The 18743-nt window shown below is 71.3% G+C and carries 20 protein-coding genes; 10 read left to right on the forward strand and 10 right to left on the reverse strand.

All coding sequences use genetic code 11. The features are described 5' to 3' along the window. Window positions 1–9: 9 nt before the first annotated feature. A complete protein-coding gene (locus Air01nite_RS22805) occupies window positions 10–681 on the forward strand; it encodes a FadR/GntR family transcriptional regulator (protein WP_203705017.1) in 672 nt (223 codons plus the stop codon). A gap of 176 nt (window positions 682–857) precedes the next feature. Further along, a complete protein-coding gene (gene erm, locus Air01nite_RS22810) occupies window positions 858–1643 on the forward strand; it encodes a 23S ribosomal RNA methyltransferase Erm (RefSeq protein WP_203705018.1) in 786 nt (261 codons plus the stop codon). Here the strand turns inward: erm and Air01nite_RS22815 are convergent. Next, the gene (locus Air01nite_RS22815) at window positions 1573–2067 is read right to left on the reverse strand and encodes a VOC family protein (RefSeq protein ID WP_203705021.1); all 495 of its coding nucleotides are present in this window, start codon (window positions 2065–2067) and stop codon (window positions 1573–1575) included. The two genes, erm and Air01nite_RS22815, sit on opposite strands and share 71 nt — an antisense overlap. Before the next feature lie 64 nt (window positions 2068–2131). Between Air01nite_RS22815 and Air01nite_RS22820 the strand changes: the two genes are divergently transcribed. The 6 genes from Air01nite_RS22820 to Air01nite_RS22845 all read left to right on the forward strand — a co-directional run bounded on the left by Air01nite_RS22820 (window position 2132) and on the right by Air01nite_RS22845 (window position 8485). Beyond that, window positions 2132–3082: a helix-turn-helix transcriptional regulator gene (locus tag Air01nite_RS22820; protein ID WP_203705024.1), complete on the forward strand. Its 951-nt coding sequence runs from the start codon at window positions 2132–2134 to the stop codon at window positions 3080–3082. Between the two features lie 11 nt (window positions 3083–3093). Then, window positions 3094–4209 carry a geranylgeranyl reductase family protein gene (locus tag Air01nite_RS22825; protein ID WP_203705026.1) on the forward strand — a complete coding sequence of 372 codons (1116 nt, stop codon included), beginning with the start codon at window positions 3094–3096 and terminating at the stop codon, window positions 4207–4209. A gap of 25 nt (window positions 4210–4234) precedes the next feature. Then, window positions 4235–5644, forward strand: coding sequence for an FAD-binding oxidoreductase (locus Air01nite_RS22830; RefSeq protein ID WP_203705028.1), 1410 nt, complete (start codon window positions 4235–4237; stop codon window positions 5642–5644). Between the two features lie 218 nt (window positions 5645–5862). Next, window positions 5863–6285, forward strand: coding sequence for a YccF domain-containing protein (locus Air01nite_RS22835; protein ID WP_203705087.1), 423 nt, complete (start codon window positions 5863–5865; stop codon window positions 6283–6285). Window positions 6286–6378: 93 nt separating this feature from the next. After that, window positions 6379–7905: a DHA2 family efflux MFS transporter permease subunit gene (locus Air01nite_RS22840; RefSeq protein ID WP_203705029.1), complete on the forward strand. Its 1527-nt coding sequence runs from the start codon at window positions 6379–6381 to the stop codon at window positions 7903–7905. Next, entirely contained in the window at window positions 7895–8485 is a 591-nt protein-coding gene (locus Air01nite_RS22845) for an acyl-CoA-like ligand-binding transcription factor (RefSeq protein ID WP_239090895.1), read from the forward strand. Before Air01nite_RS22840 ends, Air01nite_RS22845 begins: the two co-directional genes overlap by 11 nt. 51 nt (window positions 8486–8536) lie before the next feature. On the opposite strand, the gene Air01nite_RS22850 is transcribed toward Air01nite_RS22845, so the two are convergent. The 5 genes from Air01nite_RS22850 to Air01nite_RS22870 are packed head-to-tail and all read right to left on the reverse strand — an operon-like array spanning window position 8537 to window position 12645. After that, on the reverse strand, window positions 8537–9505 hold the full coding sequence (locus Air01nite_RS22850; RefSeq protein WP_203705030.1) for a quinone oxidoreductase family protein: 969 nt from the start codon (window positions 9503–9505) through the stop codon (window positions 8537–8539). After that, entirely contained in the window at window positions 9502–9864 is a 363-nt protein-coding gene (locus tag Air01nite_RS22855) for a hypothetical protein (RefSeq protein ID WP_203705031.1), read from the reverse strand. The genes Air01nite_RS22850 and Air01nite_RS22855 overlap by 4 nt, the downstream gene beginning before the upstream one ends. Further along, on the reverse strand, window positions 9861–10727 hold the full coding sequence (locus Air01nite_RS22860; protein ID WP_203705032.1) for a DODA-type extradiol aromatic ring-opening family dioxygenase: 867 nt from the start codon (window positions 10725–10727) through the stop codon (window positions 9861–9863). The genes Air01nite_RS22855 and Air01nite_RS22860 overlap by 4 nt, the downstream gene beginning before the upstream one ends. 11 nt (window positions 10728–10738) lie before the next feature. Continuing rightward, window positions 10739–11527, reverse strand: a complete 789-nt coding sequence (locus Air01nite_RS22865; protein WP_203705034.1) for a citryl-CoA lyase — start codon at window positions 11525–11527, stop codon at window positions 10739–10741. Beyond that, entirely contained in the window at window positions 11512–12645 is a 1134-nt protein-coding gene (locus Air01nite_RS22870) for a CaiB/BaiF CoA transferase family protein (RefSeq protein WP_203705036.1), read from the reverse strand. The genes Air01nite_RS22865 and Air01nite_RS22870 overlap by 16 nt, the downstream gene beginning before the upstream one ends. Window positions 12646–12828: 183 nt before the next feature. Here Air01nite_RS22870 and Air01nite_RS22875 point away from each other — a divergent pair, with 183 nt between their 5' ends. Both Air01nite_RS22875 and Air01nite_RS22880 read left to right on the forward strand, forming a co-directional pair. Beyond that, window positions 12829–14253, forward strand: coding sequence for an amidohydrolase family protein (locus tag Air01nite_RS22875; protein WP_203705038.1), 1425 nt, complete (start codon window positions 12829–12831; stop codon window positions 14251–14253). Window positions 14254–14256: 3 nt separating this feature from the next. After that, window positions 14257–15057, forward strand: a complete 801-nt coding sequence (locus Air01nite_RS22880) for an IclR family transcriptional regulator domain-containing protein (protein WP_203705040.1) — start codon at window positions 14257–14259, stop codon at window positions 15055–15057. 5 nt (window positions 15058–15062) lie between these two features. Here Air01nite_RS22880 and Air01nite_RS22885 read toward each other — a convergent pair whose 3' ends face one another. From Air01nite_RS22885 to Air01nite_RS22900, 4 genes are all read right to left on the reverse strand, one after another. Beyond that, window positions 15063–16235: a TolB family protein gene (locus Air01nite_RS22885; protein WP_203705043.1), complete on the reverse strand. Its 1173-nt coding sequence runs from the start codon at window positions 16233–16235 to the stop codon at window positions 15063–15065. Beyond that, entirely contained in the window at window positions 16228–16758 is a 531-nt protein-coding gene (locus Air01nite_RS22890; protein ID WP_203705046.1) for an RNA polymerase sigma factor, read from the reverse strand. The genes Air01nite_RS22885 and Air01nite_RS22890 overlap by 8 nt, the downstream gene beginning before the upstream one ends. Before the next feature lie 124 nt (window positions 16759–16882). Continuing rightward, a complete protein-coding gene (locus Air01nite_RS22895) occupies window positions 16883–18454 on the reverse strand; it encodes a dolichyl-phosphate-mannose--protein mannosyltransferase (protein WP_373310446.1) in 1572 nt (523 codons plus the stop codon). Further along, complete coding sequence (locus Air01nite_RS22900; RefSeq protein WP_203705049.1) at window positions 18451–18726, reverse strand: hypothetical protein; 276 nt, start codon at window positions 18724–18726, stop codon at window positions 18451–18453. Before Air01nite_RS22900 ends, Air01nite_RS22895 begins: the two co-directional genes overlap by 4 nt. Between the last annotated feature and the right edge of the window lie 17 nt (window positions 18727–18743).

The raw sequence follows: 18743 nt of genomic DNA on the forward strand, positions 1-18743 counted from the left end.
GGGCGCGAAATGGCACTGACCGACGAGGCGATCGACAAGATCAAGGGCATGATCGTGTCCGGGGAGCTGGGCCCGGGCGCCCGGCTGCCCAAGGAGGCCGATCTCGCCGAACGGCTGGGTCTGTCCCGCAACTCGCTGCGCGAGGCCGTGCGGGCGCTCTCCATGATCAGGGTGCTCGACGTGCGCCAGGGCGACGGCACCTACGTCACCAGCCTCGAACCCAACCTGCTGCTCGACGCGCTCAGCTTCGTCGTCGACTTCCACCGCGACGACACCGTGCTGCAGTTCTTCGAGGTCCGCCGGGTGCTGGAGCCCGCGGCGGCCGCGCTGGCCGCCGAGCGGATGCTCGACGACGACATCGACAAGCTCCAGCTCATCCTCGACGACCTCGGCGACGACCCGACGATCGAGGCGCTGGTCGCCAACGACATCGAGTTCCACCGCCAGATCGCGGTCGGCACCGACAACGCCGTGCTGGCCTCGCTGGTGGAGGGGCTCTCCGGCCCGACCATGCGGGCCCGCATCTGGCGCGGGCTGACCCAGGAGGGCGCCGCCGCCCGCACCCGCGAGCAGCACCAGGCGATCGTCGACGCGATCGCCAGCCGCCAGCCCGACCTCGCCCGCTCGTGGGCGACCGTGCACATCGCGGGCGTCGAGGAATGGCTCCGCCGCGTCCTCTAAAAGAGGTTGCCCGCGCTGGTAACGTTCCGCGCATGGGAGCTTTGAACATCCGGATCCGCATCGCCTAGCGGCGAGCTGATCCGACCTTCCCTCTTTCAGCTCCGCCGCGTCCGGTCCGCTGCCGGTGCGGCCCCTCGTGCTGCCCGGCTCCGAATCCAAACCCGCGGAGCACGCACATGTCTCGCCACAACCGTGGCCGCCACGAGCTGGGCCAGAACTTTCTCGTCGACACCTCGGTGATCGCCGACGTCGCGCGGCTGGTCGAAGCCGCGGACGGGCCGATCCTGGAGATCGGGCCGGGCGACGGCGCCCTGACCCGGCCGCTGAGCCGGCTCGGCCGGCCGCTCACCGCCGTCGAGGTCGACCCGCGCCGGGCAAAACGCCTCGCCGAGGAGATGCCCGGGCACGTCACCGTGCTCAACGAGGACATCCTGTTCCACCGGCTGCGCGGCAAGCCGGCGGTCGTCGTCGGCAACGTGCCGTTCCACATCACGACCGCGACGCTGCGCTGGCTGCTCGCCGCGCCGCACTGGCGGACCGCCGTGCTGCTGGTGCAGTGGGAGGTGGCGCGCCGGCGGGCCGGGATCGGCGGTGCGAGCCTGCTGACCGCCCGCATGTGGCCGTGGTTCGACTTCACCGTCCATTCGCGAGTGTCCAAACGCGCGTTCCGCCCCATGCCGACCGTGGACGGCGGGCTGCTCGTGGTCCACCGCCGCCCCGCGCCGCTGGTCGCCGAACGCGAGGCGTACCAACGTTTCGTGCATCAGGTCTTCACCGGTCGCGGCTATGGCCTGCGGGAGATCCTGACCCGCTCGGGCGGCGTGCCGGCACCCGTCGTGCGCGACTGGCTGCGCGCGCACCGGATGCCGGCCAACGCCCTGCCCCGCGACCTCACCGCGGAGCAGTGGGCTTCGCTGTGGGAAACAGTTCGGCACTCTGGACATAGGCCATCCCGGCGGTGAGGCCGGGGTCGTTCAGCCGCTCCGCGGCCAGTTCCGGCGTCAGGTCGAGCAGGTGCCGGTGGATCCAGTAGAGATTGCCGAACGGGTCGCGGAAGCGGCTGACCCGGTCGCCGAAGAACAGCTCGGTCGGCTCGGTGACCACAGTGGCCCCCCGCGCGACCGCCCGGTGGAGCACGTCCTTGTCGTCGGCCACGTAGAGCCGCAGGTAGCCCGGCGTCGCCGGCCACTCCGGGCGGCTGTCGAACAGCATCACCACGGAGTCGCCGATCCGGACCTCGGCGTGGACGATCGCGCCGGCGGTCTCCATCCGGCCGAGTTCCGCGCCGTCGAAGACCTCGACGAGGAAATCGATGAGTTTTCCAGCCTCACGGTTGATGAGCCATGGGGTGATTGTGTGATAACCCTCAGGTACGACTTTGGTCATGCGATTCAGGCTATGGGCAAACTAGGTCAGCACCGGTCCTAGTTGATAGGGCATGATAAGTGCCGTGACGGACACGCCAGGTCGACTATTGCGCCTGTTGTCCCTGCTCCAGACGCCGCGCGAATGGCCTGGCAGCGAGTTGGCCCAGCGGCTCGGGGTCAGCCAGCGCACCGTGCGCCGCGACGTCGAGCGGCTCCGCGAGCTCGGCTACCCGGTCGAGGCGACGATGGGCGCCGGTGGCGGCTACCGGCTCGCCGCGGGCGCCGCGATGCCGCCGCTGCTGCTCGACGACGAGGAGGCCGTGGCGATCGCGGTCGGGTTGCGCACCACGGCCCGGCAACCGGTCGCCGGCATCGCCGACGCTTCCGTGCGCGCGCTGGCCAAGGTGCAGCAGGTGTTGCCGGCGCGGTTGCGGCAACGGGTCGGCGTGCTGACCACCGCGACCGCACCGACCGAGGCCGCGCTGGTCGACCCCGAGCAGCTCACCGCGCTCGCCGCCGCTGCGGCCACCAACGAGCGGGTCAACTTCGACTACCGCGACCAGGACGGCGTCGCATCGCAGCGCCTGGTCGAGCCGCACCGGTTGGTGATGACCGGGCGGCGCTGGTATCTGGTCGCCTACGACAACGAACGCCACGACTGGCGCACGTTCCGCGCGGACCGGATCGAGAGCACCAAGCCCACCGGGGTGCGGGTGCCGCCGCGCGCGCTGCCGGACGACGACGCCGCCGCGTTCGTGACCAGCCAACTGCACGACCTCGCCCCGGTGTACGCGGCGGTGGCCACCCTGCGGCTGCCGGCACCGCAGGCCGCCGCTCGGCTCGGCGACGCCGCGGGCAGGCTCGAACCGCTCGACGCGTTCGCCTGCCGGTGGATCAGCCCGGCCGACACGGTCGACTGGCTCGCCTTCCGGCTGGCGTCGCTCGGCTGCGAGTTCACCGTGCACGAGCCCGTCGAACTGGTCGACCACCTGCGCCGGGTCGGGGCCAGGATCGCCCGGGCCACGGGCGGCTAGAATTTTCGATCATGACGGCGTGGGACGTGGCGATCGTCGGCGGCGGCCCGGCCGGGCTCTCCGCCGCCTACGAGGCGGCGCGCAGCGGCGCGCGCACGCTCGTCCTCGAGAAGGCCGTGCACCCGCGCTACAAGACCTGCGGCGGCGGTCTGATCGGCACGACGATCGGCCAGGTCGACGGCCGCATCGCGATCCCGGCCGCGGACAGCACCGACACGATGGTGATGACCCTCGACGGTCGGCGCGAGATCGTCCGCCAGGCGACGGACGGGCCGCTGCTGGCGATGGTGCGCCGGGCGGAGTTCGACGACCGGTTGCGGGCCGCGGCGGCCTCCGCGGGTGCCGAGGTGCGCCAGGGCGTCGGTGTGCGAGGTCTCGAACAGGATCCTTCGGGTGTACGCCTGCGGCTGGGCGACGGCACCGAGGTGCGCGCGGCGGCCGTGGTCGGTGCGGACGGCTCGTCCGGCGTCACGGCCCGGCACGTCGGCGTCGAGTACAGCCAGGTCGATCTCGGCCTCGAGGTCGAGCTGCCGATCCCGGCCGCGCTCCGTCCACAGTGGCGAGGCAGGGTGCTGCTCGACTGGGGGCCGATCCCGGGCTCGTACGCCTGGGTGTTCCCGAAGGACGACGTGTTGACCGTCGGCGTGATCGCGGCGCGGGGCAGCGGGGAGCGGACCCGGGCCTATCTCGCCGCGTTCGTCGACCGGGTCGGGCTCGGCGGGATCACGCCGGTCGAGGACTCCGGGCACCTGACCCGGGTGCGGGCGCCGGAGTCGCCGGTGCGCCGTGACCGGGTGATCGTCGCGGGCGACGCCGCCGGGCTGCTCGAACCGTGGACCCGCGAGGGAATCAGTTTTGCGACACGGTCGGGCGCGATCGCCGGCCGGCATGCCGTCGAGGGTGATCTGGCCGGCTATCCGGCCGCGATCGACGCGGCAGTTGGTGCCGAAATGCGGGCCGGGCGGCGGTTGATGGCGACTTTTACCAAGCGCCCCTGGGCGTTCCATGCGGTCTTGGCGAGCCCGGCCGGTTGGCGTATGTTCCGGCGGTGGTGCCGTGGCGAGACCACCTTCGATGCACTCATCGAAAAGCTACCTGTCAAGGTCGCGCTGGCCCTGCTGAGTTGACGTACCGCCGCATCCGGAGGTGACCGTGGAGCCCGACTGGTCGGCGTTGCGCAACAGCATCCGGGGTGAGGTGGTGCTGCCCGCGGACGCCACTTACGAAGCGGTCCGCCGGCCCGCGATCGCCCGTTTCCACCACTTGCGGCCGCGGGCCGTCGTGCAGTGCGCGGCCGACGCCGACGTGGCGGTCGCCGTCGCGTTCGCCCGGTCGGTCGGGTTGCCGTTCGCGGTGCGCGGCGGCGGGCACTCGTTCGAAGGCACCTCGTCGACCGAGGGCATGGTGATCGACCTGAGCCGGATCGGCGGAGTGTCCTTCCTGGACACCAACGGCGACAGCCCGTCGGGCCGGCTCGTTCGGGTCGGGGCCGGCGCCCGCCTCGGCGACGTCTACGACGCGCTGGCACCGGCCGGCGTGACGATTCCCGCGGGCTGCGGTCCCGGTGTCGGCATCGCGGGTCTGACCCTGGGCGGCGGCCTCGGCGTGCTGGGTCGGGCGCACGGGCTGACCTCCGACGCCCTGCGCGCGGCGCGGGTGGTGCTCGGCGACGGCCGGATCGTCGACTGCGACGAGGAGCTGGAGCCCGAGCTGTTCTGGGCACTGCGCGGCGGCGGCAACGGCACGATCGGCGTGGTCACCTCGCTGGTCTTCGCGTCGGTGCCGGCGCCGGCGATGACCTCGTTCCACTTCACCTGGGAGCCGGAGCATCTGCCCGCGGTGCTGTCCGCCTGGCAGACGTGGGCGCCGGCCGCACCGGACACGATGGCCGCGAGCCTCGTGGTCTCGACTCCGGCGGACCCGGCCCTGATGCCGGTGACCAGCGTCTTCGGCGCGGCACACGGCACCGAGGAAGCCGACGTCGCGCTGCTGGAGGAGTTCGTCGACCGGGTCGGCGAGCCGGCGGCGACGCAGACCCACCAACGAGCGCCACACGGGGAGACGAAGCGCCTGCTGGCCGACCTCGACGTGCACGGCGTGCCGCGCCGCCCGGACGCGCACGCGCACAGCCGGTCGGAGTTCTTCGCCCAGCCACTTAGCGGCGACACGCTCAGTGCTGTGGTGGCGCTGCTGACCACCGACCGCCGGGCGGGCGAGGAGCGGGAGCTCGACTTCACGCCGTGGGCCGGCGCCTACACCCGGGTCGCGACGAACGCCACCGCGTTCCCGCACCGCACGGCCCGCTTCCTGCTGAAGCAGACCGTGGCGGTGGAGCCCGACGCCACGGCCGACGACCGGGTGGCGGCCCGGGACTGGCTGGACCGCTCGTGGCAGCTGACCCACCCGGCGGGCACGGGCGGCGTCTACCCGAACTTCCCGGATCCGGTCCTCGACAACCCGACCCGCGCTTACTACGGCGTCAACGCCGACCGCCTCCGCGACGCGGTCCGCACCTACGACCCGGACGGCACCTTCGGCTTCCTCACCCGCGCCGGCGTCTGAGCAAGGAACGGTCCGTTGTTAACGGATTTCGCATAGGAACGGACCGCTGTTAACGCCCCCTGGATGCGGCTGTTAACAGCGGTCCGTTCCTATGCAGAAGGCGTTAACAACGGACCGTTCCTTGCGCACTAGGCGCGTCCGGCGCGGGCAAGACATTGAGCTAGGTGCAGGGCTCGATGCACGTTCGGGAGGCGTTGCCGGGGGCGCATGATGTGAGGATGATCCGCTTTATTCTGAACGTCCTCTGGCTGATCTTCGGTAGCGGACTCGTGCTGGCCCTGGTCTACGGATTCGCGGCTTTGATCTGTTTCCTACTGATCGTCACCATTCCGTTCGGCATCGCGGCGCTGCGCCTCGCGAACTACGCACTCTGGCCGTTCGGTCGCACTCTGATCACCCGGCCGACCTCGGGCGTCGCGCACGACGTCGGCAACGTGATCTGGGCGATCGTCGCCGGCTGGTGGCTGGCCCTGACGCACATCGTGCAGGGGATCGCGCTGTGCCTGACGATCATCGGCATCCCGTTCGGCATCGCGAACTTCAAGCTGGTGCCGGCCGCGTTCTGGCCGCTCGGCAAGGAGATCGTGGAGATCGACGACCAGATGCCGGTGTGGACCACGCCGCGGGTGAACCCAGCCTGAGAACATTCTGAGAGACACAACCAGTTGACATAGTCTCGAACGTAGGAGCTACTCTCATTTGAGATTAGCTTCTACGTTCGGGGGTGGTCGGCTGTGCCGACGTCTCGTTCCAGCCGATGGCTGGCGCTTGGTGCGCTGGCCGTCGCGATGCTCACGATCGGCCTCGACACCACGGTCCTCACCGTCGCCCTGCCGACCCTGGCCGTCGACCTCGACGCGTCCAACGCGCAACTCCAGTGGTTCGCGTCGGCGTACACGCTGGTCCTGGCGGCGGCCCTGCTGCCGGCCGGCTCCCTCGGTGACCGGTTCGGCCGCAAGCGGTTCCTGATCGGCGCCCTGGTGCTGTTCGGCGCGGCCTCGGTGCTCTGTGCCTACGCCGGCAGCGCCGGCACCCTCATCGCCGCCCGGGCCGCGCTGGGGTTCGGCGCCGCGATCATGATGCCGCTGTCCATGGCCGTCGTGCCGGTGCTGTTCCCGGACAGCCGCGAGCGCGGCCGCGCCCTCACCATCTGGGTCACCTCGACCGCGATCGGCCTGCCGCTCGGCCCGATCCTCGGCGGGTGGCTGCTGGAGCACTTCTGGTGGGGCTCGATCTTCCTGATCAACGTGCCGCTCGTGCTGATCGGCGTGCTGGCGGTCGCGCTGTTCGTGCCCGAGTCGCGCGGCAGCCAGGACCGGCCGATCGACCTGCCCGGCATCGTGCTCTCCTCGGCCGGTCTGCTCGGGCTCACCTACGGCTTCATCCGGATCGGCGAGGACGGCTGGTCCGACGCCGGCGACTGGGCGCTGGTCGCCGCCGGCGTCGCGCTGCTCGCGCTGTTCGTCGCCCGGCAGCGCCGCGCCGCCTACCCGCTGATCGATCTCGGCCTGTTCCGCAGCCGCGGCTTCACCCTCGGCTCCGGGCTGGCCACGGTGATCAACTTCGCGATGTTCGGCCTCCTCTTCCTGGTGCCGCAGTTCCTCCAGGCGGTCGGCGGCGCCAGCTCGCTCGGCACCGGTTTGCGGCTGCTGCCGATGATCGGCGGCCTGTTGGTCGGCACCCGGATCGGCGGCCGGGCCGCGCGCACGCTCGGCCCCGGTGCGCTGATCGGCGCGGGCTTCGTGGTGCTCACGGTCGCGCTCGTGCTGGGTGCGGGCACGACCGTCGACACCGGCTACGGCTGGACCGCGACCTGGATCGCCCTGCTCGGCGCCGGGATGGGGCTCGCGATGCCGGCGACCATGGGTGCCGCGATGGACGCGCTCTCGGTCGAGCGGGCCGGTTCCGGGTCGGCCGTGATCCAGGCGCTGCGGCAGGCGGGCGGCACGATCGGCGTCGCGGTGCTGGGCACCGTGCTCAGCGCCGGCTACCAGTCCGGGCTCGGCAGCGCCGCGGTGCGCCCGATCTCCGACAGCGTCGCGGCGGGCGTCGCGGTGGCGGGGCAGCGCGGGGACGCGACGCTGCTGGACACCGTACGCAGGGCGTTCGTCAGCGGGATGAACCAGACGCTCTGGGTCTGCGCCGCGCTCTGCGCCCTGGCCGCCGTGGTCGCCTTCTGGCTCCTGCCCCGCCGGCCCGCCGCGCCCGTCGAGCCCGGGCCGCAGCCGGCGCCGGTGGCAGAATCGCTTCATGCCGGCTGAACCAGAGATGGGGCTCGGGCTCCGCGAGCGCAAGAAGCTGCGGACCCGGGCCACCATCCGCGAACAGGCCATGCGCCTGTTCGCCGAGAAGGGCTACGGCGAGACCACCGTCGAGCAGATCGCCGAGGCGGCCGAGATCTCGCCGAGCACCTTCTTCCGGTACTTCCCGTCGAAGGAACAGCTCGTCCTGATCGACGACTACGACCCGGTCATGATCCGACGGTTCCAAGAGCAGCCACCCGGCGTCCCGGTGCTGACCGCGCTGCGCCGCTCGATGGAGCAGGTGTTCGGCGAGATGAGCCCCGAACAGCTCGAGCGCGAGATGGCCCGGCAGCGGCTGATCCGCTCGGTGCCGGAGCTGCGCGCGGCCCAACTCGACGAGCTGCAACGCACGATCGAGATGCTGGCCGACGGCGTCGCCGCCCGGATGGGCCGGCCCCGCGGCGACCTGGAGTCCCGCGCGTTCGCCGGCTCCGTAGTGGGCGCCATCATGGGCGCCCTGGGCGACAACCTGCTGTCGCTGGAGAAGATCGGCCAGGCCCTCGACTACTTCGAGGCGGGCTTCCCGTTCAAGAGCTAGGTGGGGTACGGCCGGGCCGAACGGGGGAGACGGTCCGGCCGTACCCCCGGGCTAGATCGTCAGGACGATCCGCCCTGGGACTGTGCCTGTGGCCTGGCGTTGCCAGGCGTCGGTTGCCGCCTCGAGCGGCACTTCCTCGTAAGCGACCCGGAGCCGGCCAGCCGCGGCGTGCGTGGCGATCTCGCTCAGCGTGCGCGCCTTCTGCGCCGGGCTCAGCTCGTTGTTGGTGTAGCCGAGCACCCGCAGCGAGCGGCTGCGCAGCGTGGCCGAGTCGAGGGGTGCGGTCTCGGCCGCCGCGCTGCCCAGGTTGACCAGCCGGCCGCCGACACACAACGTGCGCAGGGCGGCCGCGACCGGCATGCCGAAGACCGGGTCGAGCACCAGGTCGACCGGCCCGTCGCAGGCGTCGCCGAGCCGCCGGGCCAGCGCGGTGACGTCGTCGTCCGGGTGGATCGCCACCACCGCGTCGGCACCCGCCCGGTGGGCCCGTTCCTGCGCGGCGGTCGAGCGGGCCGCGGCGACCACCCGGCGGGCGCCGTGCAGCTTGGCGACCTGGATCGCCGCCTGGCCGACCACGCCGCCCGCGCCGAGCACCAGCACCTGCTCACCGGCCGTCAAGCCGCCGCGGTCGGTCAGCGCGTGCCAGGCCGCGACCGCGGACAGGCCCAGCGCGGCCACCAACCGGTGGTCGACGTCCGGCGGCAGCGGCGCCACGCCGTCGGCCGGCACCACCGCGTGCTCGGCCATGCTGCCGTCGCCCGGCTTCATGCCGGCGTCCGTGGGGAACCAGACCGGCGTGCCGTCCTCGAGAAGGCCGACGCCCTGCACGCCCGGCACGTACGGGCACGCCGGCACGCCGAAGTAGGAGGTGCCGGACGCGCAGAGGAGGTCAAGCGGGGTGATCGGCGCCGCGGTGACCGCGACCCGGAGCTCTCCCTCGCCGGCCACGGGCACGGCCCGGTCGCCCACCCGCGGCGGCTCGCCGGCCCGCGAGACGACGGCGGCTCGCTGCGTGCTCATGTCGCGATGTCGGGATAGGGCAGCGAGAAATGTGCCAGCCGGGCCGCGTACTCCTTCTGGAAGGCGAGCGGCTCGGCGTGGTCGCGTTCGAACAGCGCGATGAACAGCGTCAGCGTCAGGAACGGGTGCGCGCCGAGCTCGAACAGCTTCACGTAGTCGTGAGTGGACAGCGCCTCCCGCTCCACGTCGTCGAGCCGCAGCCAGGTGCTCGCCTCGCCGCTGTGCGAGTTGAGGATCGTGTTGGCGACCGAGGATTCCCACCAGGCGACCGTGCCGACCGGATCCTCGCGATAACGCTCCACAAGCGACGGATCGCGGTCGACCGTGTAGAGGAACTTGTCCAGCAAGTATTTGCTCATGCGGACGGCACTCCGTTCGGATACCAGGTGAAGTAGGCCTCCATCGTGTGGAACAGGTCGAGCGAGTCGGCGTAGTCGGCCTTCACGCCGGCACCGGCGACACCCATCATCAGCATGAAGTCCATGAAGCCGTGCGTCGCGTTGCCGGGCGCGTGCAGGCTGTCCAGCGTCACCTCGGCGAGTGCGCCGTCCAGGTCGCCGTTGGCGATCCAGCCGACGGCACGCTCGTCGAACGCCGGGTCCGGGCCGTGCGGGCCGAACTGCCGCGGGCCGCCCAGCTCCAGCGAGAGGTGACCGGTGCCGACGATGGCCACCCGCAGGTCGCTCGGCCACGACTCGACCAGCTCCCGGATCGTCTGTCCGAGTTGGACGAAACGCTTCGGCTGCGGCAGCGGCGGCGCGAAGATGTTCGTGTAGATCGGCACGATCGGCAGGTCGGCCTCGGGCCGCAGCGTGATGATCGGGCAGGTGATGCTGTGGTCGATCCGCAGCTCGTTGCTGAACGCCAGGTCGAAGCCCGCGTCGAGCCCCTCGCGCAGGATGTAGCCGGACAGGTCCTCCTGGCCGCGCAGCAGCATCCGCGGCAGGCCGAACTCCCGCTCCTCGTTGTGCCAGTTCGCGTCGTAGAACGGCGCCTTGCCGACCAGGAACTGCGGCATGTTGTCGAGCCAGAGCTGGTGGAAGTGGTCGGAGCCGACCATCACCAGCACGTCCGGGTTGGCCCGGGTCAGCGTCTCCCGGAACGCCAGGATCTTCCGGGTCCACTCGTCGGCGAAGGGTGGCCGGTCATCGCCCGTCGCGGTGCTCGCGCGGTAGTAGAACGGGTGATGGGTGGAGGCGATGACCGCGACGACGTTGGCCATGCCCGCTCCTCTCAGTCTTGGGTCGGCGGAACGTACTTCGCGTGCCGGTCGACGGTGGTGTAGACGTCCATGCCGATCGGCGACCGCTGCTCCTCGGCGAGGTGGCCCAGCAGGCCGGCGGCGCGGGCCAGCAGCGCGAAGCCGCGCAGCAGGTCGACCGGCAGGCCGAGGTCGGCGAGCGCGGCGCCGGCCACGCCGGCGCCGTTCAGCGGGAGCGTGCGGCCGAGGATCTCCGGATGGACCCGGCCGATCGCCTGGAACAGCCGCAGATGCGGGCCCTCCAGCCCTTCCTCACGCGCGATGCCGATCAGCACCGGCGTGCGCGGGTCCTCGACCTTGTGCACCGGGTGCCCGAGCCCGGGCACGAACCGCTTGGCGGCCCGGGCCTCGACAAGGGCGACCCGGGCCAGCTCGTCGAACTCCGCGTCGGTGGCCGGCGAGACGTCGCGGAGCGTCGCGGCTAGGAACCGGCCGCAGTCCTCGGTCACGCCGAGGAACCGGGAGCCGCCGCCGAGCAGCCCGGCCGCGAGCGCGCCCTGGATCGACTCGGGCGCGCTCAGGTAGGTCAGGCGGGCGGCGATCGCGGTCGGGGTGAAGCCGTGGTCGGCCAGCGCGACCAGCACGGTCTCGAACACCCGGGTCTCGCCCGGCGACGGCCGCCGCTGGGTGACCAACCAGAACGCCAGCTCGCCGAAGCCGACCTTGCCCATCAGGTCGGCGGCCAGGTCCTGCCCGAGCAGCGAGATGCGGGTCGCGTCGGACGTGCCGATCGCGGTGCCGAAGCTCAGCTCTTCAGCCATGCGCGGATCTCCTGTCCGTGTTCGTCGAGCCCCGGCGGCGGCAGCTCGTAGCGCGGCGGCGTCGCGGAGAACGTGATCGGGTGGCGCACGCCGGGCACCCCGCCGACCTCCACCACCGGGTCCAGACCGAGATCCCGGGCGTACGCGACGCCGCCGTCGAGCGTGTTGATCGGCGCGCACGGCACGCCGGCCGCGATCAGGTCGCGGAACCACTCGTCCTTGGTGCGCGCCTGCAGCGCCTCGACCAGCAGCGGCCGCAGTGCGTCCCGGTTGGCCGTGCGGTCCTGGTTGCGGGTGAAGCGCGGGTCGTCGACCAGCTCCGGGGTGCCCAGCACCTGGCACAGCTTGCGGAACTGCCCGTCGTTGCCGGCGATCACGATCAGCTCGCCGTCGGCGGTGGGCAGCGGCTCGTACGGGAACAGGCTCGGGTGCGCGTTGCCCATCCGGAACGGCACGGTGTCGCCGGCGACCACCGCGCTGCTGTGGTTGACCAGCCCCGACAGCGCCGACGAGAGCAGGTTGACCTCGATGTGCTGGCCGCGCCCGGAGGCACCGCGGCTGTGCAGGGCGGCCAGGATGCCGATGTTGGCGTGCAGCCCGGCCATCACGTCGAAGACCGAGATGCCCGCGCGGTACGGCGGCCCGTCCGGGTCGCCGGTCAGGCTCATCAGGCCGGAGATCGCCTGCACCATCAGGTCGTAGCCGGGGATCGACGCGCCCTCGCCCGAGCCGAAGCCGCTGATCGAGGCGTAGACGATGCCCGCGTTGGCGGCGGCGACCGTGTCGTAGTCGAGCCCGAACCGGGCGAGCCCGCCCGGCTTGAAGTTCTCGATCATCACGTCGGCGCGCCGGGCCAACTCCTGCGCCGCGGCGAGGTCGTCGGGGTCGCGCAGATCCAGCGCGATCGACCGCTTGTTGCGGTTGATGCCCAGGTAGTAGGTCGCCACCCCGTCGCGCACCGGTGGCATCCAGGTGCGGGTGTCGTCGCCGCCCGGGCCCTCGACCTTGACCACGTCGGCACCCAGGTCCGCGAGGAGCATCGTCGCGTACGGCCCGGCGAGGATGCGGGAGAAATCGGCCACCAGGATGCCCTTGAGCGGCCCGTTGTTCTCCGCCACCCCACCAACCCCTTTGTCGAGTGTCCGCCCAACGGACGACCGTCCGCTGACTTCATCTTGGTCGTGATCTGGCTCATCGCGCAACAGCTTGGACCCTTGACGTTCACGTGTGCCCAGGCTCACAATCGCCACGTTCGAGCGGCTGGCCGCTAGGCGGACTCATGTCCGATAGGAGTGACGGCGATGAGCGTGCTGTTTCGCAACGGCCTCGTACTGACCATGGACAACAACCACACCGTCCTGCGGGATGCGGACGTGCTCGTGGTCGATGACAAGATCGCCGAAATCGGCACCGGGCTGACCGCGCCCGAGGGCACCACGGTGATCGACGCGTCGGGCGGCATCGTGCTGCCCGGCATGATCGACACGCACCGGCACATGTGGCAGACCGCGATGCGGGGCTACGGCGCCGACTGGACGCTGACGCAGTACTTCGTCTGGTACTACCTGGAGTCCGGCAAGCGGTTCCGGCCACAGGACATCTACGCCGGCAACCTGCTGGGCGCGCTGGAGGCGATCGACGCCGGCGTGACCACCACCGTCGACTGGTCGCACGGCCTGCAGACCGTCGACCACGCCGAGGCCGCGGTCGACGCGCTGGAGGCGGTCCCCGGCCGGTTCGTGCTGGCGTACGGCAACATCCAGCAGGGGCCCTGGCAGTGGTCGACGGCGCCGGAGTTCCGCGACTTCGTCAATCGCCGCCTGCACGGCAAGGGCGACATGCTCGGCTTCCAGATGGCCTTCGACGTGACCGGCGACCCGGCGTTCCCGGAGAAGGCCGCCTTCGAGGTGGCTCGCGAGCTCGGCGCGCCGGTGACCACCCACGCCGGCGTCTGGGGTGCCACCAACGACGACGGCATCCGGCTGATGCACGAGAACGGCTTCATGACGCCGCAGACCGTCTACGTGCACGCGGCGACGTTGACCCGCGACTCGTACAACCGGATCGCGGCGACCGGCGGGTCGGTCTCCGTCTCCACGGAGAGCGAGCAGAGCGCCGGCCAGGGCTACCCGCCCACCTGGCAGCTCCGGCACCACGACATACCCGTGTCGCTGTCGATGGACACGAGCGTGTGGTGGAGCGGTGACCTGTTCACCGCGATGCGCACCACGCTCGGCGCCGACCGGTCCCGGGAGCACCTGGAGGCGCACGGCCGGCAGGACACCGTCACACACTGCCACCTGCGGGCCGAGCAGGTCGTCGACTGGGCGACCATGGGTGGCGCCCGGGCGCTCGGGCTGGACTCGCTGGTCGGCAGCCTGGAGCCCGGCAAGAAGGCCGACGTCGTGCTGATCAAGAACGACCGGTCCCCGGTGATGTTCCCGGTGCTCAACGTGTACGGGCATGTGGCGTTCCAGGCGCAGCGGGCCGACGTCGACACGGTCGTGGTCAACGGCCGGATCGTCAAGCGCGACGGCGCACTGGTCGACGCCGACCTGGCCACCGCCCGCCAGAAGATCACCGAGACCATCGACTACCTCGTCGGTGACATGGGCGAGGAGGCGTGGCTCAAGGGCATGAACCCGGACGTCCCGGAGACCAGCGTGTCGGAGAACCCCTACACCTACACCGACTACGACGCCGGCTCGGCGCAATGGAAGCATTGAGGAATGGCACGCGAGTCCGGACCTGACTTCATCGAAGCGCTGGCCCGTGGGCTCGACGTGCTCCGCTCGTTCCCGGCCGGCCAGCCCGTGCGCACGCTCAGCGACCTCGCGGGCGCGACCGGGCTGGCCCGGCCGACGGTGCGGCGGATCCTGCTGACCCTCGAGGAGCTGGGCTACGTCCGGGCCGCCGACCGGGGCTACGCGCTGACACCGCGGGTGCTCGAGCTCGGGATGGCGTACGTCAACTCGCTGAGCATGTGGGACGTCGCCCGGCCGCACATGGAACGACTGGTCGCGCAGACCAACGAGTCCAGCTCGATGGCCCAGCTCGACGGCACTGACATCGTCTACGTCGCCCGGGTCGCGGTACCCAAGATCGTGACGCTCGCGGTCTCGATCGGCACCCGCTTCCCGGCGCCACCGACCTCGATGGGCAAGGTGCTGCTGGCCGCGCTGCCGCCGGACGCGCTGACCTCGGTGCTGGCCGAGCCGTCCCGGTCCGGCATCACGCCGCGCTGGCAGCCGTCCCGGGACGAGCTCGACAAGTCGTTGCGGGAGGTGCGGGCGAAGGGCTGGGCCCTGGCCGACCAGGACCTGGCGCCCGGCATCCGCTCGGTCGCGACGAGTGTCCGGGACGGCGACGGCAAAGTGGTCGCGGCGATCAACGTGACCGTGCACGCCGCCGAGACCACCGTGGAACGGCTGACCGAGGAACACCTGCCCCGGTTGCTCCGGTGCGCGGCCGACATCAGCCACGACTGGGCCCTGCTGGGCGCGGTCCCCATGGTGGTGACCGCGCCCTAACGGTGTTACGGGGTGTACGAGAGCAACTGCCGATCGGCGTTGGCCGCCGACTCGACGCTCCTGGCGATCACCCGGTCGTCCTTGTCCAGGCGCAACAGCTCGGACTGGCCGCCGCTCTTCACCCGGGCCAGCATCCCGCCGTCGGGCAGGAACACCACGCCGACCAGCTCGCCCTTGTCGATCGGCAGGTCGACGACCTTCCGAGCCGAGACGTCGAGGAGCGTGTCACACCGCGCGACGCTGCCCCCGATGTCGCCGTAGGTGCCGTCGACCGGGGACGTCAGGACGCAGACCCGGTCGCCGTCGGCCGAGATCCCGACCATGTCGGTGTAGACCCGCTCGCCGATGATGTCCCGGCCGAGCGTCACCCGGTCTCCGCCACCGAGGTCCTCGACGATGACCGAGTTCGTGATCTTCCCCTGGCCCGCCACGAGACTGAAGGTCGCCACCCGCTTGCCGTCGGCCGACAGGCGGTAGTGGCACAACTCCGCCCGGCCGTAGTGGTGGGTCATCGAGCCGTCGATCTCGACCAGGTTCAGCTGCGTGGGTGGTTTCTCGTTCTGGCTCGGTGGATACGCGACGATCATCAGTTGCTTCGAGTCCGCGGACCAGATCGGCTCCTGGCACAGCGGCTCGGCCTCGCGGGCCAGGACTCGGCGGTTGCCGCCGTCCAGGTCGGACACCAGGAGATCGCTGCCGTAGTCGCCGGTGGCGTCGTCGAGGATCCACGCGACCTGCTTGCCGTCCGGCGAGACGGTCACGTTGGCGGGGTTCCCGCCCGGGTACTGGCGGCCGTTGAGATAGACCTTGCCGTCCAGACCCTTGTAGAACACCTTGCCGGCGACCTTGGGCAGTTCCGGCTCGGTCGGCGGCGTGCTGGTCTCGGTGTCCTGGGACGGGGTGGTCGTGGGCGCGGGCGTCGTCGGGGTCGGCGTAACCGTCTCGACGGGGCCGATCGGCGGCGGGGTCGGGGTGTCCTGGCTCGCGGCCACGAAACCGACCGTCGGACCGCCGACGAACAGCACGGCGCCGGTGGCGATGGCGGCCACGCCGGCCTTGCGGCGGCGGCGGACCCAGCGGCGCGCGGCCGCGGTGCCCGGCGGGGTGACGTAGGGGGTCACCTCGTCGCGGAACTCGGTGAACATGTTGGCCAGGCGGGCGTCGTCGATGTCAGGCACGGTCCGCCTCCTTGTCGGTGAGCTGGGCGGCGAGCGCGGCACGACCGCGATGCAGCCACGATTTGACTGTGTTGTCGGAAACGTTCTCCTGGCGGGCGATCTCGGCGACCGGCAGATCGGCCAGGTAGTGCAGGATCACCGCGCGGCGGTGGTCCGGCTTGAGCGTGGCGAGCGCGCGGGCCAGGGCGACCCGGTCCGGGCTGGGCTCCGCCACGTGCTCCGGGCGCTGCTGCTTGAGGAACAGCGCGGCGGTTTTCGCCCGGCGCCACCGGCTCGTGGCCAGATTCCAGGCGACCCGGCGCACCCAGGCCGACGGGTCGTCGTACTCGGTCAACTTCGTCCACCGGGCGAGCGCCCGGCAGAACGCCTCCTGCACGACGTCCTGCGCACCGCCCAGATCCCTCGTGTACGCGTACACCTGGATGGTCAACGAATGGAAGTTGGCCGCGTAGAACTCTTCGAAGCTCGTCTGACCTGGCGGCCCGAACCCGGGCACCACGTCGAGGTCGCCCCCGTCTCGCAAGGAAACCACCGTCCTCGCATCCTCCCCGATCGCGGCCGTCCCGTGTGGAGAGCCGATCGCCGACTACACGCGTGCTGCCGTGCGCCGGTTGCGGAGGTTCTTCAGCCGTGGATCCGACAGTGCCTCACGGATGCCAGCGGTTCCCGAGCCACATCCGGTGGGCCCAGTCGGCGTACGGGAGGAACTCGCCGACGAAGAGCTTGTAGAAGTAGGCGAAGCAGAGCACGACCAGCACCAGGTACGCGCCCGCGGACACGGCACCGACCAGGCGCCGGTCGGCCGTCTCCGGACTGGACGGTCCGACGGCCACGCCGAGCACGTAGACGACGGCGAGCACCATGAACGGCAGGATCGGCGCGGTGTAGAAGTTGAACATCACCCGGTGCGCGTCGACGGCGTAGTAGAACCACGGCAGCAGACCGGCCGCCACGACCAGCAGGATCGCCCATGCGCGCCAGTCCCGGCGGGCCACGCCGAGCCAGCCGGTGGCGGCCAGCGCGGGCAGGAACGACCACCAGAGCAGCGGGGTGCCGAGCAGCATGATCTCGGAGACCGGCGCCTGACCCCAGGGCGCGCCCGGGTAGGCGAGGTGCACCGTGACCGGCTTGCCGAGCAGCAGCCACTGCCACGGCCACGACTGGCTCGGGTGCTTTTCGGCGAGCGTGGAGTGGAAGCCGAACGCCTGCCGGTGGTAGTGCACGAGGTTCTGCAGCGCGCCGATCACCGGCGGCTCGGACTGGCCGGTGTCGGCCCGGTAGTGCCGGAAGTAGCCGTCGTCGGTGAGCAGCCAGCCGGACCAGGACGCGAGGTAGACCGCGACGATCACGACGCCGCAGAGCGCCAGCCACCCCGTCTCCCGGCGCAGCGCGTCACGCCACGGCCGCTCGGCGCCCGCGGACCGACGGGCGCCCGCCTCCCACCAGAGCACCAGCAGGGCGAACACCGGCAGGAAGAACAGCGCGCTCCACTTGGTGGCGAGCGCACAGCCGAACAGCAGGGCGGCGAGCAGGCGCCACCACGGGATGCCGGTCGGCTCGCCGTCGCCGGCCTCGAGCGCGTGCAGCCGGGCGGCGCGGCGGCTGTCGCGGTCGAGCAGCAGGGCGCCGAACGTGGCGAGGACGAACAGCAGCAGGAAGATGTCGAGCATCGCGACCCGGGACAGCACCAGGTGGAAGCCGTCGAGGGCGAGCAGCAGGCCGGCGGCGCAGCCGAGCACGGTGGAACCGAAGAGCCGCCGGGCGATCCGCACCATCAGCAGCACCGAGACGGTGCCGGCGACGGCCGCGGAGAAGCGCCAGCCGAACTCGGGCGCCGCGTTGACGAGGTGGCCGGTCAGCCGCTGGTCACCGTCGACGTCGTAGTAGCCGAAGGCCCACTCGCCGATCGCGATCAGCCATTTGCCGAGCGGCGGGTGCACGACGTATGCGGGCGCGTTGTCGCGGTAGTTCCACTCGACGCCCTTGGTGAGCAGCCCCCACGCGTCTCTGGCGTAGTAGGTCTCGTCGAACAGCTTGCCCTGCGGCTGGGCCAGCCCGTGGAACCGGAGGACGGCCGCGACCAGCACCACGAAGCCGGTCGCGTACCAGGACGAGACGCTGCCACGCGATCGGAAGGGCGCGAAGCGGCGCTGCGTGACTTCGGCTGCCGCGCGCACCGCGCGATCATAAGGCTTCGGCGCGGATCGAACAGCCCTCAGGCCGTTGAGCGCCAGCCGCCCTCGGGTGGTTTGCGGACGACCTTGGTCAGGTCTCTCCAGATGCTCCGGCCGCCCGTGGACGCGGCCATCAGCCGGTCGACCCAGGCCCGCGCGGCCCACTCCTCGTGGAACGCCGGCCAGGTCACGTCGCGGTCCTTGTCGCCGGCCCGGGCCCGGACGAACCAGCCCGCGTCTGGATCGCGATGGAGCCAGATGTCGCGCCGGGTGCTGTTGTTGCGGTCACCGTTCCACCATCGTCCGACCAGTTCCACGATCGACAGGCTATCGA

Source organism: Asanoa iriomotensis (genome assembly GCF_016862515.1).
GTDB classification, from domain to species: domain Bacteria; phylum Actinomycetota; class Actinomycetes; order Mycobacteriales; family Micromonosporaceae; genus Asanoa; species Asanoa iriomotensis.